This window comes from Bradyrhizobium sp. NBAIM18, from assembly GCF_020193825.1.
GTDB classification, from domain to species: Bacteria; Pseudomonadota; Alphaproteobacteria; order Rhizobiales; family Xanthobacteraceae; genus Bradyrhizobium; species Bradyrhizobium yuanmingense.
This window is the reverse complement of record NZ_JADYVO010000001.1, coordinates 607,162-634,091: the sequence shown is the minus strand read 5'-3', so window position 1 is coordinate 634,091 and position 26,930 is coordinate 607,162. Positions and strand designations below refer to the sequence as shown.

Sequence of the window (26,930 nt, the reverse complement as noted above, 5' to 3'; positions counted from 1 at the left end):
TTGAGGCAAACTCGTCATGGCCGGGCTTGACCCGGCCATCCACGTCTATCCGCAAGCGAGGACGCGCGTGGATGCCCGGGTCAAGCCCGGGCATGACGACTGAGGTTGTGGCGCAAGCCTGCTTCCGCAATGACCAAGCAAAGATCAACCCGCCTTGCGATGCCGCGCGGTCGACCGGTGCGCCTTCTTCGCGCTGCGGTGCCGTCCGGTCGCGCGCCGCGCGTGCGACTTCGCCGCCGACTTCTTCCCGCCGCGTCCCTTTAGGCTCTGCTTTAGTGCGTCCATCAGGCTGACGACGTTGCTCGGCCGCTCCTCGGGCTCGGGCAGCTCGATCTTCTTGCCGCTGGCCTTGCCCTTCACCAGGGCCTTCAGTGCGTCCTCGTATTCGTCCTTGAACTTGCTGGGATCGAAATGCGCCGCCTTGGTCTGCAGGATGTGGCCGGCGAGCTCGACCATGTCCTTGGTGATCTTCGGGCTCTTGATGTCGTCGAAGAACTGGTCCTCCTCGCGCAGCTCGTAAGGGAAGCGCAGCGTGGTGCCGAGCAGGCCCTTGCCGCGCGGCTCGATCGCCATGACGTTCTCGCGATTGGTCAGAACGATCTTGGCGAGCGCCACGCGTTCCTGGTCCTTCATCGCGTCGCGGATCACCGCGAACGCATCGACCGCCGCCTTGCCGTCGGGCGCGATGTAATAGGGATGGTTGAGATAGCGCTGGTCGATCTCCTCGCGCGGCACGAAGCTCTCGATGTCGATGGTGTGATTGCTCTCGATCTGGACCGCCTCGAGCTCCTCCGGTTCGATCTCGACGTATTTACCCTTGCGCACTTCGTAGCCGCGGCCCTTCTGGTCGCTCTCGACGACGTCGCCGGTCTCGGAATCGATCATCTGCTGCTTGAGCCGGTTCCCGGTCTCGCGGTTGATCAGGTGAAACCGCGTCTTCTCGGCCGCGGTGGTCGCCGGATAGAGCACGACCGGGCAACTGACCAGCGACAGCTTCAACGTTCCCTTCCAGTAGGCGCGCGGGGCCATTCCATTCTCCAGCGTTTTCAAGGCGTTTTGGAACCCCAACCGTCCCATCGGGTTTTGGTTCCGGGCGGGACTTTCGCCGTGATAGGCTTCAAGTGCCGAAAGAGAAGCGGGACCGGTCGTGCTGCAAAAACTCTCCACTTACCGACAGAAGCGGGACTTCGAGAAGACGCCGGAGCCATCGGGCAAGACAGCCGTGGCGCCATCGCAGCAGCGGCGCTTCGTGATCCAGAAGCATGATGCGACCCGGCTGCACTACGACCTCCGGCTCGAATTCGACGGCGTATTCAAGTCCTGGGCGGTGACGAAGGGGCCTTCGCTCGATCCCCACGACAAGCGGCTTGCCGTCGAAGTCGAGGACCATCCGCTCGACTACGGCGATTTCGAAGGCACGATTCCGGAAGGCCAGTACGGCGGCGGCACCGTGATGTTGTGGGACCGCGGCACCTGGGAATCGGACGATCCGGAAGCCGGCTTCAAGAAAGGCGACCTGAAGTTCACGCTCCATGGCGACAAGCTGCAGGGAAGCTGGGTCCTGGTGCGGATGCGTAACCGCGGCGGCGAGAAGCGGACCAACTGGCTCCTGATCAAGCATCGTGACGAGTATGTCCGCGAAGGCGCGGACAACGATATTCTGGAGCAGGACAAGTCCGTGGCCTCCGGCCGCGCGATGGAACAGATCGCGGAGGGAAAGGGCCGCGCGCCAAGGCCCTTCATGCTCGCCAAGGGCACGAAGGCCAAGGCCGACGCGGTTTGGCAGTCCAATCGTGCCGAGGAGACGAAAGGGCGCACGGTCAAGCCGGCGCCGCGCACCGCGTTGAAGCGCGGCAAAGCGAAGAAGAGCGCCACGACCGCGACGAACGCCAGGACGGTCTCGGCGATGCCGGATTTCGTCGCGCCGCAGCTCTGCACGCTGGTCGAGCGGCCGCCCGGAGACGAGGGCTGGTGCCACGAGATCAAGTTCGACGGCTATCGCGTCCAGCTCCGGGTCGAGGACGGCGAGGCGACGCTGAAGACGCGCAAGGGTCTCGACTGGACCAGCAAGTTCGCCTCCATCGCCGAGGAAGCCGCCGCGCTGCCGGACGTGATGATCGACGGCGAGATCGTCGCGCTCGACCATAACGGCGCGCCGAACTTCTCGTCGCTGCAAGCTGCGCTGTCCGATGGCAAGACCGACGACCTGATCTTCTTCGCCTTCGATCTGCTCTTCGCGGAAGGGCAGGACTACCGTCGGCTGCCGCTAGGGGAGCGCAAGGCGCAACTCAAGAAGCTGCTGGAAGCGCGCAAGCGGAAATCGACTCAGATCCGCTATGTCGAGCATTTCGAGAGCGGCGGCGATGCCGTGCTGCAATCGGCCTGCAAGCTCGAGCTCGAAGGCGTCGTGTCGAAGAAGCTGAATGCGCCGTATCGTTCGGGGCGCACCGAGAGCTGGGTCAAATCGAAATGCCGCGCCGGCCACGAGGTGGTGATCGGCGGTTACAAGACCACCAACGGCAAATTCCGCTCGCTGATGGCAGGCGTGCAGCGCGGCGATCATCTCGCCTTCGTCGGCATGGTCGGTACCGGCTTTGGCGCTGATAAAGTCAAGCGCATCATGCCGGCGCTGAAAGCGATCGAGAGCAAGGAAAGCCCGTTCGGCGGCAAGAACGCGCCGAAGAAGACGCGGGACGTGCATTGGCTGAAGCCGGAGCTCGTCGCCGAAATCGAGTTCGCGGGCTTCACGGCCGACGGCAATATTCGCCAGGCCGCCTTCAAGGGATTGCGGCAGGACAAGGCGGCGGAGGAGGTCGAGGCCGAGACGCCCGTCGACACCGAGCTCGCCGAGCCCCGGGCCAGGAAGACGGCGCGCACCAAGGCGGGCGGGCGCTCGAAGCAGGCCGCTCAAAATGCCGAGGTCATGGGTGTCGTCATCTCCAAGCCGGACAAGGAGCTCTGGCCGGATGACGGCGATGGTGGTGCCGTCACCAAGCTGGATCTTGCCCGCTACCTCGAAGCCGTCGGCGAATGGATGATCGTGCATCTGAAGGGCCGGCCCTGTTCGCTGATCCGCGCGCCCGACGGAATCAAGGGCGAATGCTTCTTCCAGCGCCATGCGATGCAGGGAACGTCGAACCTCCTGGAGCTCGCGCGGGTCTCCGGCGACCGCAAGCCGTATCTTCAGATCGACCGGATCGAAGGGCTCGCCGCGGTGGCGCAGATCGGCGGCGTCGAGCTGCATCCCTGGAACTGCGCGCCCTATGCCTATGATACCCCGGGCCGCCTGGTGTTCGATCTCGATCCCGCGCCTGACGTGGACTTTCCCGACGTGGTCGAGGCGGCCAAGGAGATGCGGCAGCGGCTCGCCGATATCGGCATGGACAGCTTCTGCAAGACCACGGGCGGCAAGGGCCTTCACGTCGTGGTGCCGCTGCTCCATGGCGCGCGCGACAAGGTGAGCTGGGAGGAAGCCAAGGCCTTTGCGCAAGGCGTCTGCCAGTGGATGGCCGACGACGATCCCGAACGCTATCTGCTCAACATGTCCAAGAAGCTGCGCAAGGGAAAGATCTTCCTGGATTATCTGCGCAACGACCGCATGTCGACGGCGGTGGCTCCGCTGTCGCCGCGAGCGCGCGCCGGCGCGACCGTGTCGATGCCGGTCACCTGGGCGCAGGTGAAGAGCGACCTCGATCCCAAGCGCTATACGCTGCGCACCGTGCCGGCCCTGCTGGCGCGATCGAAAGCGTGGGAGGGTTACGACGATGCCGCCGTGTCGATCAAGGCCGCGATGAAGAAGCTGGCGGGGAAGGTGAAGTAGGTCTGCCGCTGTTGTGCCGAAGGCAGGCCTCGTAGGGTGGGCAAAGCGGAGCGTGCCCACCATCTTGTTTCGTTCGAACGAAGAGGTGGACCCTACGAAGTCTGCATCTAGATCCTTCCCATCAGGATCAGGATCAGCAGAATGACGATGACAAGCCCGAGGCCGCCGCCGCCGTAATAGCCGGTGCCATAGAACGGGCCGCCGCCGATGCCGCTGAAGCCGCCGAGCAGGGCGATGATCAAGATGATCAGAATGATCGTGCCGACTGACATGCGAATCTCCTCCAGCCCTTCGTGAAAAGGGTCATTGCAAACCTGTCCCGTTGTGCGAGGGCAACTTCCCGCAGGTTGTAAAGTTCCGGCTTTGAAACACGCCCCAAGGGATCAACTTGCATGGAACCTTTGCTGGTCGACCCGGCATGATTATGTGACGTCAGTCAGGAGAGGCAGGACCATGTCAGCACCGCTCGTCGTCTCGATTCCGCATCGTCTCGGCCGTGAGGAGGCGGTGCGCCGGCTCAAGACGGGGCTCGGCCGCGCCGCGGCGAGCATTCCGGTGATGCAGGTCGAGGAGGAACGCTGGAGCGGCGACACTATGGCCTTCCGCATCCGCGCGCTCGGCCAGGTCGCGACGGGGCAGGTCGATGTCGGCGACGATCAGGTCCGGGTCGAGGTGGTGCTGCCTTGGCTGCTGCAGCGCTTCGCCGAGATGGCGCAGGCCACGATCAGGAAGCGCGGCCAATTGCTGCTGACCAAGGACGGGGAGAAGTAACTTCAGGCGCGCACGCGTTGCCGCGGCGCCCTGACAGTATTCGCCGTTCGGGCGGCGATGATCAAGGCAGGACAGTCACGGAAGGCCTGCGCGAGCGGCAAGTCGTTGCCGGCAAGGCCGGGCACGGCATAGCCCGTGATGTCGATGGTGGCGTCGATAGCTTCGGGTGCGGGCCATTCCCGGCCGGCTTGGGTGAACGGCGCGAAATGACGGCCGACGACGACGATGGCGGCGGCGCGGCCATGACGACGCGCGAAGGCGATGACATGGTCGGCATGGGCGCCCCGTACCTCAAGCGGCTGGTAGTCGCCCTGCGCGAAGACGTCGGCCAGCTCGTTGCGCAGCTTGAGCAGATGCCGCGTCCAGGCCAGCTTGAGCTTGCCGTCCGGCCAGCTCTTGATCAGGCCGCTCCAGTCCGGCGCCTCCAGTGATGTCAGCGCCGCGTGGCGCGCGGCGAAGTCGACCGGGCGGCGGTTGTCGGGATCGACCAGCGACAGGTCCCAGAATTCGGTGCCTTGATAGAAGTCCGGCACGCCCGGCAGCGTCGCCTTGAGCGTGAGCTGGCTCAGCGAGTTCAGCGTGCCGAGCAGCGCGACGCGGCGCGCCAGCGTCTGCAAGGCCTGAAGGAATTCCGCGGACTGGTCGGGGTCGAGGATCTTCGCGATGAAGTCGCGGATCCCGTTCTCGTACGCTTCATGCGGGTTGAGCCAGCTCGTCTCCTCCTTGCCCTCGCGCGCGGCCTTGAGGGCATAGGCCTGGACGCGCTCGATGAAGGCAGCATCGGCCGGCGCTTGAACCGGCCAGACACCGAGCAGGGTCTGGTAGAGCATGTATTCGAACGTTGCCGACGGCGCGCGGAAATTGCCGTGCAGCGTGAGGTGCGGCGCGTTCAGCACCTTCCAGCGCGCCACTGCGCTGGTCCATTCGCCGGGAATCTCGCTGAGCGATGCGATGCGCGTGCGCGCATCCTCACCACGCTTGGTGTCGTGGGTGGCGGTTGCCGTCATGCCTTGCGGCCATTCCCTGCCGCGGCCCTGCATGGCCTGGTGGAAGGCGGGAATGCTGAGGCCGGTGCTGGCGGGATCGCCGCCGACCTCGTTCAGCGCCAGCAGCCGGTGGAATTGATAGAACGCGGTGTCCTCCAGCGACTTCGCCATCATCGGCCCGGTGAATTGCTGCACCTTCAGCGCGAAGCGGCGCACGCGCGGGGCGCTGTGCGGCGGACGGCCGGGCTTGAGCAGGTCCATGGTCAGGGCATCGCGCAGGAAGTCGAAGATGCCTTCGTCGGCGGCGAACCAGTCGCGGCGGGCGCGCGCGATGGTGTCGTCGATCAGCTTGCGGTCCGCTGCGGTCGGGCCGCTATGCGTCAGGTAGGTGCGATAGACCGGGAAATGCAACACATAGAGCTCGAGCGCCTGCCGCAGGCTGTCGGCCGAGAAGTCGCGCGTCGAATAATGGCCGTTGGCGATGCGCGCGAGCAGGCGCGTCAGCACGGTGAATTCGCTGGTGAGCAGCGTCTCCAGCACGCGCCGCTTGGCGTCCTTGACGTAAGGCACAAGCCGCGGCGGCCGGTTGCTGATCTGCCGCCAGGTCTCGTCCAGCGCCTCCAGTCCCCTGGGATCGATCAGCACGTGGGTGATGACGTTCATCCATTCATAGCCCGTGGTGCCCTGGACGCCGGCGAAATGCGGCAGGCGCTCGTGCTCGCACAGGATTTTTTCGATCACGGTATAGAACGGCTTGGTGTTGCCTTGGGCGGTGTTGCTTTGGGCGTCGCGCACCAGCCGGCGCAGCCGCTGGCAATATTGGGCGGGATCGCGCAGGCCGTCGATGTGATCGAGCCGGATTCCCTGCAATTTGCCGTCGGCGATGAGCTGCTTCACCAGCCGGTGCGTGGCGGCAAACGTGCTCGCGTCCTCGACGCGCAGGCCGGCGAGGCCGTTGACGTCGAAGAAGCGGCGATAGTTGATGTCGCTGGACGCAAGCCGCCAGTGCCCGAGCTTGTAGTGCTGGCGCTCCAGGAGGTGATGCAGCGTCAGTGTCTGTGCCGGGCGGTCCTTGCCGGCACGATAGGCGGCAAGGCCGCGCTTGATGATGTCGGCGGCGCCTGCGATCTCCTTGAGCTCGGCCTTGAAGCCGGGAGCTTCCTTGCGATTGGGGCGCCGCAGCCCCGTGTAGCGGGTCGCGAGCGACAGCAGGCGCTTGCCGGGCTCCGTTTCCGCCGCGTCCGCCTCCTTGGCGACGATCCGCAGCATCTCGCCATAGCGCTCCGGCGCGATCGGTAAGCGGTGCTCGAAATACCAGGCGGAAAAAGTCCCTTCGTCCGGGTCGTAGCGCAGCTCGATATCGCCGCGCTCCAGCGCCTCGCCGTAGGACGCGCCGAGGATCGGCAGCAGCACGCCGCCGCGGGCGCGGTAGGCCAGCTGGTCCCAGTCGATGTCGAAGGACGCCGCGTGCGGCGAGGCCTGGCCCCATTCCAGCACGTCGAGCCACCACGGATTGTCGGCAAAATGCACGCCGACATGGTTGGGGACGAAATCGATGATGAGCCCGAGATCGTGCTGCTGAAGCGCCTGGCTCAGCCGCGTAAAGCCGGCCTCGCCGCCGAGCTCGGGATTGAACTGGCCGTGATCGACCGTGTCGTAGCCATGGGTCGAGCCTTTGCGGGCCTTCATCACCGGCGAGGCGTAGAGATGCGTGATGCCCAGTGCCTTGAGATAGGGAACGACCGCGGCGGCCTTGTCGAAATCGAAATCCGCGGTGAGCTGGAGCCGGTAGGTCGCGAGCGGAATGGCGGGAGGCATTCTAACCTCCGAGGCGCCAAACCACCGACCAGGGCGTGAGCCGCTCGCCGGCTCCGCCGCCCCAGATCGGCGTGCCCGCGCTGACGCTGGAGGTGATCTCATGATCCGACAGGTTGGCGACAAGACGCAACGTGGTGCCGTCGCCCATGCGCCAATGTGCGGTGACGAGGCCGTTGTCGGCCGCTTCGGCATCACCGAAGCTTGCGCCCTTCAGCCGCGGCACGATCTGCTTGCGACGGACGCCGAGCAACTCCCGCACCAGCGCGAGTCGCGCTTCCTGTTGCGGCGTGCGGCCGGTCCAGTCGAGCACGGCCGATTGCAGCGTTGTCGGATCGAGCGGGTCGGGCACCTCGTCGCCGTATTTCTCGTAAGCCCAGGCATATTCGCGCTTGCGTCCCTTGCGCACGGTATCGGCGAGTTCGCCCTGGAAATCGCAGAAGAACGGGAAGGGGACCGTCGAGCCCCATTCCTCGCCCTGAAACAGCATCGGCACCATCGGCGCGAGCAGGGTGACCGCGAGCGCGGCCTCGATCTGCTGTGGTGATGCCAGGCTTTCCAGCCGCTCGCCCAGCGGGCGATTGCCGATCTGGTCGTGGTTCTGCAGGAAATTGACGAAGGTCGCCGGCGGCAGCTGGCCGCTCGGCTCGCCGCGCGGCTTCTTGCCCCAGAATTCCGAGATCTCGCCCTGATAGACGAAGCCTGAGGCGAGCGCGCGTGCCAGATCCATGCGCGGCGTCTGGTAATCCCCATAGTAACCGGCATGCTCGCCGGTCAGCATCACATGCCAGACGTGATGATAATCGTCGTTCCACTGCCCGCGATATTTGCCGTTCGGCGGGTCCTGCGCAGCGTCGAGCAGGCTGGCGCGGTTGTCGCCGTTCTCCAGCACGAGATGGATGTGGCGTCCCGTGGCCTTGGCGAGCTCGCCGGTGGCAACGCTGATATCCTGCAGCATGGACTGCTCGCCCGGGACAGCCATGATGTGGTTGGCGGCGTCGAGCCTGAGGCCATCGAAGCGGTAGTCGCCGAGCCAGGACAGCGCATTCTCGACGGCGAAGGCTCGCACCTGCGGCACGCGATAATCGATCGCGCTGCCCCATGGCGTGTGCGCATCGGTGAAGAAGGTCGGCGCGTAACGGCCGAGATAGTTTCCTTCCGGGCCGAAATGATTGTAGACGACGTCGAGGAACACCAACAGCCCGCGCAGATGCGCCTCGTCGATCAGCGTCTTCAGGTCTTCGGGCCGGCCATAGGCGCTGTCCGGCGCATACCACAGCACGCCGTCATAGCCCCAGCCGCGGCGGCCTGCGAAATCGGCGAGCGGCATCAATTCCAGCGCATTGATGCCGGTCGCGGCGAGGTGATCGAGCTTGTCGATCATGGCGCGATAGCTGCCTTCGGACGTGAAGGTGCCGACATGGGTTTCGATCAGCACCGTCTCTTCCCAGGGACGGCCGCGCCAATCGCGCGCGCGCCAGACGAAGGCATCGTGATCGATCACCTCGCTCGGGCCGAACACGTCGTCGGGCTGGAAGGCCGAAGCGGGATCCGGCACGTCGATGTCGTCGTCGATCCTGAACTTGTACTTGCTGCTAGATGACAAGCCGGCGATCTCGGCGACGAACCAGCCATCCTGCCGGCGCTGCATCGCGTGCCTGCGGTCGAGCAGGAGATCGACGCGGCGCGCGGCCGGCGCCCACAGCCGAAACGACACGCCGTCCTTGGTCGGCCTCGCCCCGAAGGATGGCCTCATAGCGCGCCTGCGAAGGCGAGCACGGAGCGCGGCGGCGCCTTGCTGTCGCTCCCAGGCAGGAAGTCGATCGTATTCAGCTTGGCATCGGTCGTGTTCAGCAGCTGCTGCCAACTCTTGTATTCGGTCATTTTGGGCAATTTGAATGCGATCTCTTCGGGAGCGGCGTTCAGTACGATAAAGATCGCAGCCCCACCCGGTTCCATCGGGCCCATCACATAGGAGAGAAACCGCCCATCCGGGAATGTCCAGTCACTCTCCGTCATCTCGTTGCCGGCGGGCGTCAGCCACAATGCGCCGTAGGAGACGCCGTCCTTGGGGCGGCCGTCGAGCCAGCGATGGCTGCGCAGCTGTGAGAAACGGCGGCGGATGTCGGCGAGCTGGGCGACGAAGTCGATCATGTCGTCGCCGTCCTTGCCGAGATTGTCCCAGCCGACCCAGCCGACCTCATTGTCCTGGCAATAGGCGTTGTTGTTGCCTGATTGCGAGTTGCCGACCTCGTCGCCGGCGAGGATCAGCGGAACGCCCTGGGCCAACATCAGGCAGGCCAGCACGTTCTTGCGCAGCTGGCGGCGCAGGCTGATGATGCCAGGATCATCGGTCGGGCCCTCGACGCCGCAATTGTTGCTGTGATTGTCGTTGGAGCCGTCGCGATTGTCCTCGCCGTTGGCCTCGTTGTGCTTCTCGTTGTAGCTGAAGAGGTCGGCGAGCGTGAAGCCGTCGTGGACGGTGATGTGATTGATGCTGGCGCGCGGCCGCCGTCCGTCGTGGTTGAACAGATCGGATGATGCGGTCATGCGGCTCGAGATGTCGCCGATCAGGCTGCCTTCACCGCTCCAGTAGCGGCGCATGGCGCTGCGATAGCGGTCGTTCCATTCCGACCATTGCGAGGGAAAGGCTCCGACCTGGTAGCCGCCGAGGCCGAGGTCCCACGGCTCGGCGACGAGCTTGACCGTCGCCAGCACCGGGTCCTGCCGTACCGCGGTCAGGAACGAGCTGCCGCGATCGAAACCGTTCGGCCCGCGCGCCAGCGTGGTGGCGAGGTCGAAGCGGAAGCCGTCGACGTGGCAGACCTCGACCCAGTAGCGCAGGGAATCCATCACCATCTGCAGCACGCGCGGATGGGTGAGGTTCACCGACGAGCCGCAGCCGGTGAAGTCGTCGTAATAGCGCGGGTTCTCGCGGTTCAGCCAATAATAGGAGGCGTTGTCGATGCCGCGATAGCACAGCGTCGGACCGAGATGATTTCCCTCGGCGGTGTGGTTGTAGACGACGTCGAGCATCACCTCGATGCCGGCATCGTGCAGCCGCGCCACCGTAGTGCGGAAGGAATCGAGCGCGTTGTCCTGGGCGTAGCGTGGCTCGGGCGCAAAGAACGACAGCGTGTTGTAGCCCCAGTAATTGGCGAGCTTCTTTTCCACCAGGATGCGGTCGTCGACGAAGCTGTGGACCGGCAGCAGCTCGACCGTGGTGACGCCGAGCTTCTTCAGGTGCTCGATCATCGCGGGCGATGACAGGCCGCCATAGGTGCCGCGCAAATTCGGCGGCACGTCCTCGCGCTTCTGCGTCAGGCCCTTGACGTGGGCCTCGTAGATGATCGTGTCTTCCCAGGGAATATTCGGCCGGATCTCGCGGCGGCCCCAGTTGAAGGTCTCGTCGACCACGACGGCCTTGGGCATGCCGCGCGCATTGTCACGCCGGTCGAACGACAGGTCCTCGCGCGGGCTTCCGGTGCGGTAGGCAAAATGCGCATCGCTCCAGACCAAGCGCCCGGCAAGCCGCTTGGCATAGGGGTCCAGCAGCAGCTTGTTGGCATTGAAGCGATGGCCGTGCTCGGGCTCGTACGGGCCGTGCACGCGATAGCCGTAAAGCTGGCCCGGCGAGACGTCGTTGAGATAGCCGTGCCAGACATCCTCGGTCTTCTCGGGCAGCTCGATGCGCTCGAGCTCGCGGCGGCCTTGGGTGTCGAACAGGCAGAGCTCGACCTTCTGCGCGTTGGCGGAGAACAGCGCGAAATTGGTGCCGCGTCCGTCCCAGCTTGCGCCGAGCCGCGCGGGCGATCCGGCAGTCAGGCGCATCGATCAGCTTTCCGGAACGAGGAAGATCGCAGCCAGCGGCGGAATGGTGAGGCGCAGCTCGCCGCCCTCGGCATTGACTTCGCCGACATTACCGACATTGCTGCCGCCGTAATGGGCGGAATCGGAGTTGAGCACTTCCTTCCACTTGCCGCCGAAGGGCACGCGAACGCGATAGTTCTGGTAGACGTTGGGCGAGAAGTTGATGATGACGAGACACCGCGCATTCTCGTCGAATCCCTTGCGCAGCCAGGCGAAGACGTTGCGGTTGGCATCATCGGTAATCAGCCATTCGAAGCCGGCCTGCTCGCAATCCATCTGGTGCAGCGCCGGAACCGCGCGATAGAGCCGGTTGAGGTCGCGGATCAAGGCCTGGACGCCGGCATGGACCTTGTATTCGAGCAGGTGCCAGTCGAGCGACTGGTCGTGATTCCATTCGCGGCTCTGCGCGATCTCGGCGCCCATGAACAAGAGCTTCTTGCCGGGGTGGCCGAACATGAAGCTGTAGTAGGCGCGCAAATTGGCAAAGCGCTGCCACTCGTCGCCGGGCATGCGGCCGAGGATCGAGCGCTTGCCGTGCACGACCTCGTCATGCGACAGCGGCAGGATGAAGTTCTCCGAGAACGCATAGTGCAGGCCGAACAGGATCTCGCCGTGGTGATGCTTGCGGTGGATCGGATCCTTGCTGATGTAGTTCAGCGTGTCGTGCATCCAGCCCATGTTCCACTTGTAGCCGAAGCCGAGCCCGCCGAACTCGACCGGGCGCGAGACTTGGGGCCAGGCGGTGGACTCCTCGGCGGCGGTGGTCGCCTGCGGGAAGCGGGCGAACACTTCCGTGTTGAAGCGGCGCAGGAAGTTGATCGCCTCGATGTTCTCCCGCCCGCCATATTGGTTCGGGATCCAGGCATCGGGCGGCCGGCTGTAGTCGAGATAGAGCATGGAGGCGACCGCATCGACGCGCAGACCGTCGATGGCGTAACGCTCCATCCAGAACAGCGCATTCGACACCAGGAAGTTCGTCACTTCGGTGCGGCCGTAATTGTAGATCAGCGTGCCCCAGTCGAGGTGGCGGCCCTGGAGCGGGTTGGCGTGCTCATAGAGCGCGGTGCCGTCGAAATGGCCGAGCCCGTGGGGATCGTCGGGGAAGTGGCCCGGCACCCAGTCGAGCAGCACGCCGATGCCTTCGCGGTGGCAGGCATCGATCAGCGCCGCAAAATCCTCAGGGCTGCCGAAGCGGCTGGTCGGCGCATAGAGGCCGGTCGGCTGATAGCCCCAGGAGCCATCGAACGGATGCTCGTTCACGGGCAGGAATTCGAGATGGGTGAAGCCCATGTCGCGGGCATAGGCCGGCAGCTGCTCGGCCAGCTCGCGATAGGTCAGCCATTCATTGTTGTCCTTGCGCCGCCACGAGCCGAGATGCACCTCGTAGATCGACATCGGCGCCGACAATGCGTTGATGCCTTCGGGCGCCGGGCGCGGCCGCGGCAGGCGCGCTTCCTCGAACACGATCGAGGCCGTCTTGGGCCGCAGCTCGCTGGCAAATGCCATCGGATCGGATTTCAGCGGCAGCAGATGACCATGGGGTCCGACGATTTCGAACTTGTAATGATCGCCGGCCTTCGCATGCGGGATGAACAATTCCCAATAACCATTGCCGCGCACCCGCATCGGATGGCGCCGCCCGTCCCAGTAGTTGAAGTCGCCGACCACGGAGACGCGCCGCGCGTTCGGCGCCAGCACGACGAAGCCGATGCCGTCGACGCCCTCGAGCCGCATCGGATGCGCGCCGAGCTTGTCGTAGAGGCGCTGATGGGTGCCTTCGCCGAGCAAATAGAGGTCGAAATCGGTCAGAATCGGGGGAAAGCGGTAGGCATCCTCGAACTCGACCACGTCGTTGCCGAACTTCGCGCGCAGCTGGTAGTGCTTCGAGCCGTTGGGCAGGGCGCCGATGAACAGGCCGGAATCGTGGACGCGATCGAGCGGCGCGACCTCGCCGTGGTCGCCGACCGCCTCGACATTGGTGGCCTCGGGCAGAAACGCGCGGACAACGCTCTTTCCGCCCTCGGGATGCAGCCCGAGATAGTGGAAGGGGTCGGAGTGGCGGCCCTCGATGATCGCGTAGGCTTCTGCAGGCAGTTTAGGCATGGGCTTCGCTCTCGGCACTTGACAGAATGCGAAGCAGTCCGGTCAGCGGCGCATGGAGTCCCTCAGGCCGGCGGGACAGCTCGTACTCTACGTCGTGGAACGCTCGATCCAGGAGGAAAAATCTCAACAGGCCTTCCGCGCAGGACCGATCGTCCGGCCACAGCCTCCGATCGGTCATGGCTTCGCGGTAGGCGGACATGAAGGTCGCGGTGGCGCGCTCGCGCCATTCGTCGAGGGCGGCCGCGAGCCGGTCCTGCTCGTCGGAAGCACCCGTGAGCGCACGGCTCAGCGCCACGTTCACAGAAAGGTCGATGGAATGGATCAGGCCGGCGACGTCGCGCGCGGCCGGCGCCTTGCGGCGCTTGTTGGCCAGCGGCACACGCGGATCGCCGTCGAAGTCGATGATGAAGATATCGTCCTTCACGATCAGAGTTTGCCCGAGCCGGAAGTCGCCATGATGACGGATGTTCAACCCGCCGATCTCGGATGGCAAGAGCGCATTGAGGCGGTCGAACAGGTCCGCACGTGCAGCGATGAGCCGGTCGATCAGGGGCCGGTCCATCTCCCGCAGCCCGTCGCGGCTGTCGGCAAGCAGCTCGAGAATCCGCTCGGCACGCGCCTTGAGGTCGGAGAGCGCAGCCTTGATCTGGGCGGAGTCGATCGGCTCCGGGGCGAGATCGGCGGGCTCCGCCGCGGTGAGAGCGACATGCAGCTCGGCGAGCCGCCGGCCGATCTGCGCGATGAAATGCAGATAGGGCGCCTGCTCCTGGGTTTCGCGCGGCATCTCATCGGCGGGCGCCACGCGCTGCTCGTCGATATAGCGGTCGAGATATCCGGTCGTCACGGTCCAGCCGTCGCCCTGGTTCTCGACATAGGCATGCAGCACGCCGAGCGCGCTGCGCTGGTTGCCGTCGACCAGCTCGACGCTGCCGAGCAGTGCCGGCGTGTTGGCAAAGCGGGCGACCTCGGTGAGATAGTAGCCGATCTCGATCTCGGGGCTGATGCCGCTCTCCAGCCGCCGATAGATCTTGGCAACGTACTTGTTGTCGACCAGCGCGGTACTGTTCGACTGTTCGATGGCGCGGATGCGTTCGGGCTCCTTGATGGTGTAGTCGGCGAAACGGCTGGTCGCCTTGAACTCGAGCCGCAGATTGTTCTCGTCCACGACCAGGTTTTGCGACAGCCCTCGTAAGAACAGACCGATGAAGATCTGCTCGGTCGCGACGTCGAGGAGCGTGCCTTCGCGTGCGCCCTGGCGGACGGCGGCGAGCGCCTTCGGGTTGAAGCGCTCGCGGTCGAAACGCACCCATTCGATCTGCATGGGCATCACGTACCGCGTCGTCACCTCGTCCCGCGTCGTCTCGAAGAACGCGATCCAGGGTCTGTTGTCGCCGATGTCACTGAACGGTACCGCGGAGGTCAGCGTGGTCCGGATGTGCTTGGGATTGTTCTCGGGATACCAGCGCGTCCGTGACAGGAAGCCCGGCAGCACGTCGCGCTCGAACACGCCGCGCTCGCGGGCGAGCGAGACCCAGTTCGAGTTCACCGGCACGACCAGCGTCTCGAATTCCGGCACCGCGCGCGGCACAACCGGCTCGGACTTGTCGCGCTCCTGAAGCTGGAACCAGTAGAAGCCGTAGGGCCCCAGCGTGATCATGTAGGGCAATTCGCCGATGGCGGGAAAGCGCGTGCGGCCGAGCATCTCCTGCGGGATGCGGTCCTTCCACGGCGACAGGTCGAGCTCGGTGGCCTGCGCGGCGCGCGACAGATTGGCGACGCAGAGGATCACCTCGTCGCGGTATTGGCGGACATAGGCGAGCACGGCGCGGTTGGCCGGGCGGATGAAGGTCATGGTGCCGCGGCCGAAGGCGAGCGTCGACTTCCGCACCGAGATCAGCCGCTTGGTGGCGCTGAGCAGCGAGGATAGGCTGCGCGACTGCGCCTCCACGTTCACGGATTCATAGCCGTAAACGGGATCCATGATCAGCGGCGCGTAGAGGCGGGCGGGGTCGCAGCGCGAGAAGCCGCCGTTGCGGTCCGGGCTCCATTGCATCGGCGTGCGGACGCCGTTGCGGTCGCCGAGATAGATGTTGTCGCCCATCCCGATCTCGTCGCCGTAATAGATGATCGGCGTGCCCGGGAACGACAGCAGCAGCGAGTTCATCAACTCGATCTTGCGCCGGTCGTTGTCCATCAGCGGCGCAAGGCGCCGGCGGATGCCGACATTGATGCGCGCGCGGGGATCGTTGGCGTAGGTGGTCCAGAGATAGTCGCGCTCGACGTCGGTGACCATCTCCAGCGTCAGCTCGTCGTGATTGCGCAGGAACAGCGCCCATTGGCAGCTCGCCGGGATATCAGGCGTCTGGCGCAGGATGTCGGTGATCGGGAAGCGGTCCTCCTGGGCGATCGCCATGTAGATGCGCGGCATCAACGGGAAGTGATAGGCCATGTGGCACTCGTCGCCACGGCCGAAATATTCCTGCACGTCCTCCGGCCATTGATTGGCCTCGGCCAGCAGCAGCTTGCCCTTGGAATACGCGTCGAGCTCCTGGCGCAGGCGCTTGATGATCGCATGCGTCTCGGGCAGGTTTTCGTTCGAGGTGCCCTCGCGCTCGCACAGATAGGGAATCGCATCCAGCCGGAAGCCGTCGACGCCGGCATCGAGCCAGCGCTTCATCACTTGGATGATGGCACTGACCACGCGCGGATTGTCGAAATTGAGATCGGGCTGGTGCGAGAAGAAGCGGTGCCAGTAGAACGCGCCGGCCTCCGGATCCCAGGTCCAGTTCGACTTCTCCGTGTCGGTGAAGATGATGCGCGTGCCCTGGTACTTCTGGTCGGTGTCGCTCCAGACGTACCAGTTGCGCGCGCTCGAGCCCGGATGGCTGCGCCGCGCGCGCTTGAACCATTTGTGCTGGTCCGAGGTGTGGTTGACGACGAGCTCGGTGATGACGCGCAAGCCGCGCTTCTGCGCTTCCTGGATGAAGCGCTTGAAATCTTTCATCGTCCCGAAATCGGGATTGACCGCGCCGTAATCGGCGATGTCGTAGCCGTCGTCGCGGCCGGGCGAAGGGTAGAACGGCAGCAGCCACAGCGCGGTGACGCCGAGCTCCTGCAGATAGGGCAGTCGCTCGGTTAGCCCGGCGAAGTCGCCGACGCCGTCATTGTTGCTGTCGGCGAAGGCTTTGACGTGGAGCTGGTAGATGATGGCGTCCTTGTACCAGAGCTCATCCACGACCTCGGCAGCCTCAGCCTTCTTGGTATCGACGGAAGACAGAACATTCATGGCGTGACCCCTTACGCCAGGCAGCGGAACAGAAGTGCCGGATCGCGGTCGGGATCGATACGCAACTTGATGCCGCCCCATTCGATGCGGGACTGTTCGCCGGTGAGGAGGTTTTCGAGTGTCGTCACATGGTGACGCCGTCCGCCGGCGTCAACTGTGAGATCGCCGAGCGGCAGCCAGCATTCCCGCACGTGGCGCGACAGCGCGATCACGACGACGACAATGTTGGCCGGATCGGCCGCCTCCTTGGCGAAGGCGATGGTCCCGCCGTCCTCGATGGCGAGGAAGCGCAAATTCGCGGTCTGCTGGAGCGCCGCGTTCTCGTTGCGGATGCGGTTGAGCGCGGCGATGTAGGGTTTGATGTTGCCCGATCTGTCCCAGTCGCGCTGCCTGATCTGGTACTTCTCGGAATCCAGATATTCTTCGCGGCCGGGAATGGCGTCGTGCTCCAGCAGCTCGAATCCGCTGTAGACGCCGTAATTGCCCGAGAGCGTTGCCGCCAGTGCGATCCGCGACTTAAAGGCCCAGGCCTCTCCGCTCTGGAGGTGAAAGGGCAACAGGTCAGGCGTGTTGACGAACATGTTCGGACGGTAGAAGTCGCGTTCGGGATAGCGCTTCAGCTCGCCGAGATATTGCTCCAGCTCCCATTTTTCCGTGCGCCAGGGGAAATAGGTGAAGGACTGTGCGAAGCCGAGCTTGGCGAGGCCCTTCATCAGCTTTGGCCGTGCATAGGTCTTGGAGAACAGGATCACGTCGGGATGACGGCGGCTTATGTCGCGGATCAGCCACTCCCAGAACGCGAGCGGCGCGGTGTCGTGATTGTCGATGGCGAAGATGGTTACACCCTTGTCGATCCAGAACAGCATGGCGTCGCGAAACGCATTCCACAGCCCGACGCGATCGACCGAATTGAAGTCGGGGATAACGATGTCGGAATAGGGGCCGTCCGCCGTCTTCACCGAGCGGTCGGGCCGCCATTTGAACCATTCCGGATGCTGCGTCAGCCAGGGATGATCCGGCGAGCACTGCACCGCGAAGTCCAGCGCAAGCTCGAGCCCGTATTCAAGACATGTGGCGACCAACGCGCGGAAGTCCTCGATCGTGCCGAGCTCCGGATGCAGCGCATCGTGGCCGCCCTCGGCCGAGCCGATCGCATAGGGCGAGCCGGGATCGCCTTCACGGGCCACCGGCGCATTGTTGCGGCCCTTGCGGCTGGTCTTGCCGATCGGGTGGATCGGCGTGAAGTAGAGCACGTCGAAGCCCATCGCGGCGATGTCAGGCACGCGCGCGATGCAGTCGCGCAGGGTGCCATGCCGGCCCGGCAATGCGCTCTGGCTGCGCGGCATCATCTGATACCAGGTGCTGAAGCGCGCCTTGTCGCGGTCGGCGGTCAGCGGGAAGAACGGCGAACGCGTCAGGTCCGGCCGCGACTGGCTCTCGGCCATGGCTTGGCCGAGCTCGGTCGCGAGCAGCGAGGCGATGTCGCCGTTCCTCAAGTAATCTTCGCACTGCCTGATGATGATAGCTGCGGCGTCCTGCCGCGCGCCATGCGCCTTGGTCAAAAGCCCGGCGCCCTCGATCGCATCGAGGCTGACATCGGCCCCGGTGCGCCGCTTTCGCGCGGCGGCGTGCGACCATGTAGCGAACTCGTCGGTCCAGGCTTCGATCGCGTAGACATATTGGCCGGGCTCGGGGGGCGTGAACGCGCCGGACCAGCGGTCATTGCCGTGATGGGTCATCGGCTCGCTCCGCCATTCGCGCTCCTGCTCTCCTCGCCAGATCAGCGCGGCTGAGATCACGGCCTCGCCATCGCGGTAGATGTCGGCCCAGACCTCGACCGGCTCGCCGGCGATCCGCTTCACGGCGAAACGGCCGCCGTCGATCGCGGGATAGACGTCCTCGATCAGGAAAGCGCTGCCGGCCGCGGCACTCTCGACAGTTTGAATTGTCTTGTTCACGGTGATGCCATTGACAAGAAAGCAGGAGCCCGTTTCCCTTGTCGGGAACCCACGCTTGGTACCATGATAGAAAGCCGCTTGTGTGTCATTGGTTCCCTTGGGAACGGCAAGCGCAGTTTGCGAGTTACCCCTGACTAACCTCTTCCGCGATCTCGTTATTCTCGATGCCCCTGGCCAAACAATGGCCTGCAAGCTGCGTGCCGAATGGATCTTTTAGCTCAAGCCCGGATCAAGGGCGTTCAATCCGAATTCATTGATGCCCTCGGCAAGCTGCGGGTCACCGCGCCCGAGGCCCTCAAATCCATCCTCGATGCCCTGCCTGAGAAGCGGGTCTATCGCTTCGTCAGCGGGCCGGTCGTGGTCCGTGCGCTCGGACGCCCGCGCACGGAATTGGCGTCGGTTGGCGCGCCGCCGCTGCGATGGAAAATCGTCGGCAACGGCAATGTAATCGCGGCAGGCGAGACGCGGGAGCCGGTGATCGCCTGGCCCGCGGGCCTGGCGCTCGGGTATCACCGCCTGACGCTGACCGATGCCGAAGGTGCGAGCGAAGACGTGCCGATGATCGTGGCGCCCGAGCGCTGTTTCGGCGGCGATTTCGACCGCGGCTGGCTGCTCGCCGTGCAGCTCTACAGCGTCCGCTCCGACCGCAATTGGGGCATCGGCGATTTCACCGATCTCGCTGGCCTCGTCCGGCTCGCCAAGCAGCTCGGGGCCGACGGCGTCGGACTCAATCCGCTGCATGTCCTGTTCGACGACCACCCGGCCGATTGCAGCCCCTATTCGCCGAACAGCCGGCTTTTCCTCAACCCGCTCTATATCGACGTCGAGGCTATCCCTGAATTCTCGGCCGACCTCGTGCCCGACGCGGTCGCGACGGCCGCCCGTCTGCGCGAGGGCGACCGCGTCCCTTATACCGACATGGCGGCGCTGAAATGGCTGAGTCTGCGCGCCGCCTTTAACAGCTTCGTGACAAGCGCGAGCGAGGCGCGTCGCAAGGCGTTTGACGCCTTCCGTGCGGAGCGCGCGCCGTTGTTGTCCCGCTTTGCCTGTTTCGAGGTGCTGCGGCATCGTTTCACCGGACCCTGGTGGGAATGGCCGGCGGAATGGCAGCGGCCGGACGAGGCGAAATGCGCCGAGCTGCGCAATGGTCCCGACAAGCGCGAGGTCGAGTTCGTCGAATTCGTGCAATGGACGGCCGACAGCCAGCTGCATGCGGCCAAGGCGCTCGCCGGCCAGCTCGGTATGCGGGTCGGGCTCTATCTCGACGTCGCCGTCGGCGTACAGTCCAACGGCTTCGATGCCTGGAACGAGCAGACGGCGATCTCGCGTCATCTCGCGGTCGGTGCGCCGCCCGACGTGCTCAACACGATCGGCCAGGATTGGGGCCTTGCGGGCTTCAATGCCGGTGGGCTGGAAGCGCAATCCTTCGTCCCGTTCGCCGACATGCTCGCGGCGTCGATGCGCCATGCCGGCGCGATCAGGCTCGATCACGTGCTCGGCCTGAAACGGCTCTATCTGGTGCCGCGCGGCTTCAAGCCCGACAACGGCGCCTATGTGCAGATGCCGTTCGAGGCGCTGTTGGCCGCCGTAGCGCGCGAGAGCGCGGCCCATAAATGCATCGTGATCGGCGAGGATCTCGGCACCGTGCCGGAAGGTTTCCGCGAGATGATGCAGGATTTCGGCATCTGGTCCTATCTCGTCATGATGTTCGAGCGCGACGATGCCGGCCATTTTCGCAATGTCGACCATTACCGGCCCAATGCGCTGGTGACGCTGAACACGCATGATCTGTCGACCTATGCCGGCTGGCGCTCCTTCAGCGATCTCAAGATGAAGCGCTCGCTCGGGCTCGATCCCGGCGAGAACGACCAGGCGCGCTGGGATGCGCTCGGCAGGCTCGACGAGATCCTGCGCCAGAACGGCATCAGCGCCAACGATCTCTACTCTGTGCTGGCCTTCCTGTCGCGCACGCCGTCGCGGCTGCTCGCGGTGTCGATGGAGGATCTGCTCGGCGTGATCGACCAGCCCAACATTCCCGGCACGATCGACGAGCATCCGAACTGGCGCCAGCGCCTGCCGGTCGCGCTCGACAAGATCGCGTCCAAGATCGATCTCGCAGCTTTGAAGGCTGCGACACGGGAACGTTCATTGCCCGGCGGGAATTGAACCGCCGAGACTTGCCAGGCTCGCACGACATTGGCTCAGAGGATCGAGGACTATGCGCTGATCGGCGATTGCGAGACCGCGGCGCTGGTCGGGCGCAACGGCTCGATCGACTGGCTGTGCTGGCCGGCCTTCGATTCCGACGCATGCTTTGCCGCCATCCTCGGTACGCACAAAAACGGCCGCTGGCTGGTCGCGCCGAGCGAGGGCGCAACCTCCATCTCGCGGCGCTATCTCGGCAACACCCTCATCCTCGAAACGCGGTTCGAGACGAAGAGCGGCACCGTCGCGCTGATCGATTTCATGCCGCTGCGCGGCAAGGCGTCCGACATCGTGCGGCTGGTCCGCGGCATCCGTGGCACCGTGAAGATGCGGATGGAGCTCGTGATCCGCTTCGGCTTCGGCGCGGATATTCCCTGGGTGCGGCGGATCGACCATTCCTTGATGGCCATCGCCGGCCAGGACATGACGGTGCTGCGCACGCCGGTCGAGACCCGCGGCGAGGATCTGACCACCGTCTCGGACTTCGAGGTGAAGGAAGGCGAGACCGTGCCATTCGTGCTGACTTACGGGCCCTCGCATCTCGCCCCGCCTGCGCCGATCGATGCGGAGCTGGCGCTTCAGGAGACCGAAAAATTCTGGGAGGACTGGTGCGGCCACTGCACCCGCGACGGCGACTACCAGGACCTCGTCCTGCGCTCGCTGATCACGCTGAAGGCGCTGACCTTCGCGCCGACCGGCGGCATCGTCGCGGCACCCACCACCTCCTTGCCGGAGAAGCTCGGAGGCAGCAGGAACTGGGACTATCGCTTCTGCTGGCTGCGCGATGCCACCTTCACGCTGCTGGCGCTGATGAACTCGGGCTACACCCAGGAAGCCCTGGCCTGGCACAATTGGCTGCTGCGCGCCGCGGCCGGCTCGCCCGCGAACATGCAGATCATGTACGGCATCTGGGGCCAGCGGCGCCTCCTGGAATGGGAGGCGGGCTGGCTCGACGGTTATGAGGGTGCGCAGCCGGTGCGCGTCGGCAATGCCGCCCACGCGCAGCTCCAGCTCGATGTTTACGGCGAATTGATCGACGCCTTCCACCAGTCGCGCATGGCGAGGCTCAAGCTCGACGACGAGACGACCTGGGCGCTGGAATGCGCCGTGCTCAATCATCTGGCCGAAGTCTGGGACCGGCCCGACCACGGCATCTGGGAGCGGCGCGGCCAGCCCAAGCACTATGTGTTTTCCAAGGTGATGACCTGGGTCGCCTTCGACCGCGGCATCAAGAGCGCCGAGACCTTCGGCTTCAAGGCGCCGCTGCTGCACTGGCGTGCGCTACGCGAAGCCATTCATCGCGATGTCTGCAACAGGGGATTCGATGCGGAGGAGAATTCGTTCGTCGAGTCCTACGGCTCGAAGATGCTCGACGCCAGCGTGCTGCTGCTGCCCGCCGTCGGCTTCCTGCCGGCAGACGACCCGCGCATCCGCGGCACCATCGCCGCGGCCGAAAAATGCCTGATGCGCGACGGCTTCGTGCTGCGGCACGACCCGCGCGAGCTGCCCCCGGACCAGCCGCCGCTCGAAGGCGCGTTCCTGGCCTGTAGCCTATGGCTCGCCGATGCCTATGTGCTGTCGGGCGATCTTGACAAGGCGCAAGTTCTGCTTGACCGCGTGGTCGGTATCGCCAACGACGTCGGGCTACTGGCCGAAGAATACGATTCCGTGGCCCGCCGCCAGACCGGCAATTTCCCGCAGGCGCTGACCCACATCGCGCTGATCAACACGGCACACAATTTGTCGGCGGCACGGCAAGGCAGCGAGAAGCCGGCGGTGCAGCGGTCGAAGTAGTAACAACCGCTTGGGCCCTAGACCCCAAGCCACTCCAGGCCGCCCGGAAGCTCGCTGACGGCAAAGTCGACTTGCAGGACGCGGCGATGCATTGGGGCGGTGGCGGCGTCAGAAGCGTGGAGAATCGGCGTTGCGTACAGCCAGATGTCGCCGGCATCAGCCAGACACGCAACCGTGCCGCAACGTCGAACGACGTCCCGCATCTCGTCTTCCGGGATCCGTCCAAGCTTGTGCGATCCGGGCGCGATCAGCAACGGCGCATTGCTAGCCGGGACCGGATCGATATGAACCCGCAGGGTCACCATGCCTGACAGCAACGCAAAGGGTGGCTCGACATGCTGCATGCCGCTCTTGATGCTCCACATGTCGAAGCCATCCACCAGAATGCGCTCTTTCACCGCGATGGTGCGGTCCTGATGCCAGCCGAGGGCCCAGTTCGTCGCGGCCGTCTTGTCGAACAGGATGGCCCTGACCGGGCGGCACGCCTCCCCAAGGACCGACGCAGCACAGCTGCCGACATCTCCGCTGGCGGCAAGGAAGGGAGCGAGACCGTCGATGCCTCTCAACCTCAGTCCGGCGTGATCGGGCGGCAAACGGCGCAGGGTTGCCCTGAGCTCGTCTAATCGATGCGATGCCAGTGCCTGTCGGCACAGCTGCGCGCCGTCATCCAGAAAAGTCAGCCGTTCAATTTCCAAGGTCGCGCACCGAATAGATGATCGTTCAGCTCACCCCATTCCGCGTCAAGATCATCTCCATCGCCTCGGCAAAGCCGTCCTGCTCGTTGGTCGCAGTGACATGCGTCGCCTCGTCCTTGACGTTGTCGGCGGCGTTGCCCATGGCGATCGAGGTGCCGCTGACGCGGAACATCGCGAGGTCGTTCTGCATGTCGCCGATGGTGGCGACCGCGTCGGTGGAGATGCCGAGGCGCTTGGCCATCGCTTGCACGAACGTGCCTTTGTTGAAGCCCGGCGGGGTGATGTCGAGATAATAGGTCTGCGAGCGCACCGCGGTCGCCGTGCTGCCGAGGGCTTCCTGCAACACCTTCTCGCACGCCTCGAGGCGTGCGGCGTCGGCGCTGGCGCCGACGATCTTGCAGGCGCTGGCAAGATAGGGCGAGAAGTCAATCACGATCGTCGGATCGGAGCGGATCGTGTGCTGCTCGTGCGCGACGTAGCTGCCGTCGGGATTGTCGATCAGCCATTTGTCGGTGGTGAACAGCCAGACGTCGGCGCCGTAGTCGCGGAGGATCTGCAAGGTGCGCTCGGCCGCGCGGGCCGGAATCAGGTGCTGCTCGACCGCCCGCATCTCGGGATCGACGATCGAGGAGCCGTTGAACGGCCCAACCGGCAGCCACAGCGCCAGCGGCTCGATCAAGAAGCGCATGCCGATCGCCGGACGGCTGGAGGTGATGGTGAAACCGATGCCAGCCTGGTGCAGCCGCTGCACGGCGTTCTTCGCGCGCTCCGTTAGCGTTTTGTCCTTGGTCAGCAGCGTGCCGTCGACGTCGGAGACCACGAGTGAGATTTGGGTCATGGCAGAACCTTGGGTGTTGCGCCGCCCAGTTTGAGCTGCCGCACGATGCCGTCTACGATCGCCTCGACGGTCTCGTCGATCGAGACGGTGATGACGTGCTCGCCCGGCTCCGGCGGCTCCAGCGTCTCGAACTGGCTGGCGAGCAGTCCGGGCGGCATGAAGTGCCCCTTGCGCTGGGCGAGCCGCTCGGCGATCAGCTCCTTCGTGCCCTTCAGGAACACGAAGCCGACGTCGTCGCGTCCGCGCAGCAGCACGTCGCGATAGGCGTGCTTCAGCGCCGAGCAGGCGATGATGACGTGCTCGCCGCGGCCGCAGACCCGTGCGATCTCGTCGGCGATGGCATTCAGCCAGGGCCAGCGGTCTTCGTCGGTGAGGGGATGGCCGGCCCGCATCTTCTCGACATTGCTGGCGGGATGGAAGCTGTCGCCGTCCTCGAACCGCCAGCCGAGGCGCTCGCCGAGCGCCTTCGCGACCGTGCTCTTGCCCGAGCCCGACACGCCCATCACGATCAATGCACAAGGTGCTTCAGCGCGGCCCACGAATGTCCTCCGGAAGCGCGGCCCTGTCGACAAGCCACACGGTTTCGCCGTTCGAGCGCGCGCGCAAGGCCGGCAGATTCTCGCCATTGCAGAGGCGCGTCAAGATCGGCCGCTTGTCGGGCCCGGCAATCTCGAACAGCATCTCGCGGCAGGAGGCCAAGACGGGCAGGGTGAGCGAGACCCGCGGCACGAACGGCGCGACATTGGCCTTGGGAACGCCGACGACCCAGCGTCGGGTCTCCTCGATCTCGGGGTAACCGGGAAACAGCGAGGCGGTGTGGCCGTCCGGTCCTGCGCCCATCAGGACGAGATCGAACAGCGGACGTGCGGGATCGAGCTGGTCTCCAGCATAGAAGGCCTGCAGCTCACGCGCATAGTCTTCTGCGGCGGTATCGGGATTTTCGGCTGTGGTCGGGATCGGGTGGATATGGCCGGCGGGCGCGTGGCGGTCGAGAAAGGTCGCGCGCGCGACCGCCATGTTGTTGAGGGGGTCGCTTTCGGGCACGAAGCGTTCGTCGCCGATGAACCAGTGCACGCGATCCCACGGAATCCTGCTGCGCCAAGCCTCGCTGCCGAGCAACTGATACAGCTTCTTCGGGCTGGAGCCGCCGGTGAGGCAGATCGCGATCCGGCCGGGATTGGCTGCGATCCGCGCCATCACGCGTTCGGCCGCGGCGCGGGCGAGAGCTTCGGCATCGGCCTCGACGATCAGCGTCGGCTGCTCGGCCAGAGCCATCACGAGTACTTCCGCCAGCTGCGCCCGTCACGCCGGAGCAGCTCGTCGGCGCAGGCAGGGCCGTCGCTGCCGGCTTCATAGGTTTCGATGCCGTTGTTGCCCGCGCTCTTCCAGGCGTCCAGGAACGGCTGCACGGCCTGCCAGCCGGCCTCGATGCCATCGGCGCGCTGGAACAGGATGTTGTCGCCGATCATGCAGTCGTAGATCAGCGTCTCGTAGCCGGTCGAGGGATCGGCGCGGAAATAGTCGCCATAGCGGAACTTCATCTCGACGCCGTCGATGGTGATGCTCGGCCCCGGGATCTTGGCGTTGAACTGCAGCTCGATTGTCTCGGTCGGGGCGATGCCGATGGTGAGGAAGTTCTGCGACAGGCGGTCGACGTCCGTCCCCGAAAACATCGACAGCGGCGCCTGCTTGAACTTGATCGCGACTTCGGTGCGCTTGTGGCCGAGCGCCTTGCCGGTGCGCAAGTAGAACGGCACGCCGGCCCAGCGCCAATTGTCGATCATCAGCTTGAGCGCGACAAAGGTCTCGGTGGTGCTGTCTGGCTTGACGTCCGCGGTCTTGCGATAGTCCGTGATCTCGTCGTCGCCGCTGCGGCCCGCGAGATATTGCGCGCGCACCGAATTCTTCAGTGCGTCCTCCCGGCTGGGCAGCTGGATCGATGTCAGCACGTCCGCCTTCTCGGAGCGTACGGAATGTGCGTCGAAGCGGGCGGGAGGCTCCATCGCGACCAGCGACATCAGCTGGAACAAGTGGTTCGGCACCATGTCACGCAGCGCGCCGGTGGCATCATAGAAGCCGCCGCGGTGGCCGACCCCGAGCTTCTCTTCCACGGTGATCTGGATGTGGTCGATGTGGTTGCGATTCCAGATGGGCTCGAACATGCCGTTGGCAAAGCGCAGCACCAGAATGTTCTGCACCGTTTCCTTGCCGAGATAATGATCGATCCGGTAGATCTGGTGCTCGTCCATGATCTTCAAGAGCTCGGCATTCAGCGCGCGGGCCGAGGCCAGATCGGTGCCGAACGGCTTTTCGATCACGAGCCGCCGCCAGGCGCCGTTCTCCCTCATCATGCCGGTGCGGCCGAGCTCCCGCGCGGTCGGCGCGAACGCGGCCGGCGGCGTTGCCAGATAGAACAGCCGGTTGCCGCCGGTGTCCTGCGCGCATTCCAGCGAATCCAGGTGCCCGCGCAGGCGGTCGAAGGAGGGCGGATCCTTTGCGTCGGCCTCGACGAAGGTCACGCATTCCAAAAGCCTCGTCGCGATGTCGTCGTCCACCGGGCGCGTCGCGAATTGCCGCAAGCCCTTCAGCAGGCTGTCGCGCAGCTCCTCATCCGACTGGCCCCTGCGGGCGACGCCGACGACGCAGAATTTCTCCGGCAGAAGATGCTCGGCGGCCAGGTTGTAGAGCGAGGGCATCACCAGGCGATGGGTGAGATCGCCGGTGACGCCGAAGATGACGAAGGCGCAATTTTCCGGCTTGCGCTTTGGCTGCGGGTCTTTTGTCACGAA

The 26,930-nt window shown here is 65.0% G+C and carries 17 protein-coding genes; 4 read left to right on the top strand and 13 right to left on the bottom strand.

All coding sequences use genetic code 11. The features are described 5' to 3' along the window. Positions 1–144 precede the first annotated feature (144 nt). Complete coding sequence (locus I6F17_RS02990) at positions 145–1,029, bottom strand: Ku protein (protein WP_225123974.1); 885 nt, start codon at positions 1,027–1,029, stop codon at positions 145–147. A gap of 118 nt (positions 1,030–1,147) precedes the next feature. On the opposite strand from I6F17_RS02990, the gene ligD reads away from it, so the two are divergent. After that, positions 1,148–3,820, top strand: a complete 2,673-nt coding sequence (gene ligD / locus I6F17_RS02985) for a DNA ligase D (protein WP_225123975.1) — start codon at positions 1,148–1,150, stop codon at positions 3,818–3,820. A gap of 107 nt (positions 3,821–3,927) precedes the next feature. On the opposite strand, the gene I6F17_RS02980 is transcribed toward ligD, so the two are convergent. Then, positions 3,928–4,092, bottom strand: a complete 165-nt coding sequence (locus I6F17_RS02980; RefSeq protein ID WP_225123976.1) for a DUF3309 family protein — start codon at positions 4,090–4,092, stop codon at positions 3,928–3,930. A 181-nt stretch (positions 4,093–4,273) separates the two neighbouring features. On the opposite strand from I6F17_RS02980, the gene I6F17_RS02975 reads away from it, so the two are divergent. Then, positions 4,274–4,591 (top strand): polyhydroxyalkanoic acid system family protein, encoded by a 318-nt coding sequence (locus tag I6F17_RS02975; protein WP_036007246.1) that lies wholly within the window; start codon positions 4,274–4,276, stop codon positions 4,589–4,591. Between the two features lie 2 nt (positions 4,592–4,593). On the opposite strand, the gene treY is transcribed toward I6F17_RS02975, so the two are convergent. The 6 genes from treY to I6F17_RS02945 are packed head-to-tail and all read right to left on the bottom strand — an operon-like array spanning position 4,594 to position 18,609. After that, on the bottom strand, positions 4,594–7,395 hold the full coding sequence (gene treY / locus I6F17_RS02970) for a malto-oligosyltrehalose synthase (RefSeq protein ID WP_225123977.1): 2,802 nt from the start codon (positions 7,393–7,395) through the stop codon (positions 4,594–4,596). 1 nt (position 7,396) lies between these two features. Continuing rightward, positions 7,397–9,148, bottom strand: a complete 1,752-nt coding sequence (treZ, locus tag I6F17_RS02965; RefSeq protein WP_225123978.1) for a malto-oligosyltrehalose trehalohydrolase — start codon at positions 9,146–9,148, stop codon at positions 7,397–7,399. Then, entirely contained in the window at positions 9,145–11,223 is a 2,079-nt protein-coding gene (glgX, locus tag I6F17_RS02960; protein ID WP_036042309.1) for a glycogen debranching protein GlgX, read from the bottom strand. Before glgX ends, treZ begins: the two co-directional genes overlap by 4 nt. Positions 11,224–11,226: 3 nt before the next feature. Continuing rightward, the gene (glgB, locus tag I6F17_RS02955; RefSeq protein ID WP_225123979.1) at positions 11,227–13,365 is read right to left on the bottom strand and encodes a 1,4-alpha-glucan branching protein GlgB; all 2,139 of its coding nucleotides are present in this window, start codon (positions 13,363–13,365) and stop codon (positions 11,227–11,229) included. Then, positions 13,358–16,651, bottom strand: a complete 3,294-nt coding sequence (treS, locus tag I6F17_RS02950; protein ID WP_225123980.1) for a maltose alpha-D-glucosyltransferase — start codon at positions 16,649–16,651, stop codon at positions 13,358–13,360. Before treS ends, glgB begins: the two co-directional genes overlap by 8 nt. 11 nt (positions 16,652–16,662) lie before the next feature. Beyond that, positions 16,663–18,609, bottom strand: coding sequence for a maltotransferase domain-containing protein (locus tag I6F17_RS02945; protein WP_225123981.1), 1,947 nt, complete (start codon positions 18,607–18,609; stop codon positions 16,663–16,665). A gap of 204 nt (positions 18,610–18,813) precedes the next feature. On the opposite strand from I6F17_RS02945, the gene malQ reads away from it, so the two are divergent. Beyond that, positions 18,814–20,775, top strand: coding sequence for a 4-alpha-glucanotransferase (gene malQ, locus I6F17_RS02940; protein ID WP_225123982.1), 1,962 nt, complete (start codon positions 18,814–18,816; stop codon positions 20,773–20,775). 30 nt (positions 20,776–20,805) lie between these two features. Further along, positions 20,806–22,608 (top strand): glycoside hydrolase family 15 protein, encoded by a 1,803-nt coding sequence (locus tag I6F17_RS02935; RefSeq protein WP_225123983.1) that lies wholly within the window; start codon positions 20,806–20,808, stop codon positions 22,606–22,608. Positions 22,609–22,625: 17 nt separating this feature from the next. Here the strand turns inward: I6F17_RS02935 and I6F17_RS02930 are convergent, their stop codons facing one another. From I6F17_RS02930 to zwf, 5 genes are read right to left on the bottom strand one after another with little or no spacing between them, the layout of a single operon-like run. Further along, positions 22,626–23,303 carry a phytanoyl-CoA dioxygenase family protein gene (locus I6F17_RS02930; RefSeq protein WP_225123984.1) on the bottom strand — a complete coding sequence of 226 codons (678 nt, stop codon included), beginning with the start codon at positions 23,301–23,303 and terminating at the stop codon, positions 22,626–22,628. 25 nt (positions 23,304–23,328) lie between these two features. Further along, the gene (locus I6F17_RS02925; protein ID WP_225123985.1) at positions 23,329–24,141 is read right to left on the bottom strand and encodes an HAD family hydrolase; all 813 of its coding nucleotides are present in this window, start codon (positions 24,139–24,141) and stop codon (positions 23,329–23,331) included. Further along, positions 24,138–24,680: a gluconokinase gene (locus I6F17_RS02920; RefSeq protein WP_225123986.1), complete on the bottom strand. Its 543-nt coding sequence runs from the start codon at positions 24,678–24,680 to the stop codon at positions 24,138–24,140. Before I6F17_RS02920 ends, I6F17_RS02925 begins: the two co-directional genes overlap by 4 nt. Continuing rightward, entirely contained in the window at positions 24,667–25,416 is a 750-nt protein-coding gene (gene pgl, locus I6F17_RS02915; RefSeq protein WP_225124037.1) for a 6-phosphogluconolactonase, read from the bottom strand. The genes I6F17_RS02920 and pgl overlap by 14 nt, the downstream gene beginning before the upstream one ends. After that, complete coding sequence (gene zwf, locus I6F17_RS02910) at positions 25,416–26,927, bottom strand: glucose-6-phosphate dehydrogenase (protein ID WP_225123987.1); 1,512 nt, start codon at positions 26,925–26,927, stop codon at positions 25,416–25,418. The genes pgl and zwf overlap by 1 nt, the downstream gene beginning before the upstream one ends. Positions 26,928–26,930 lie beyond the last annotated feature (3 nt).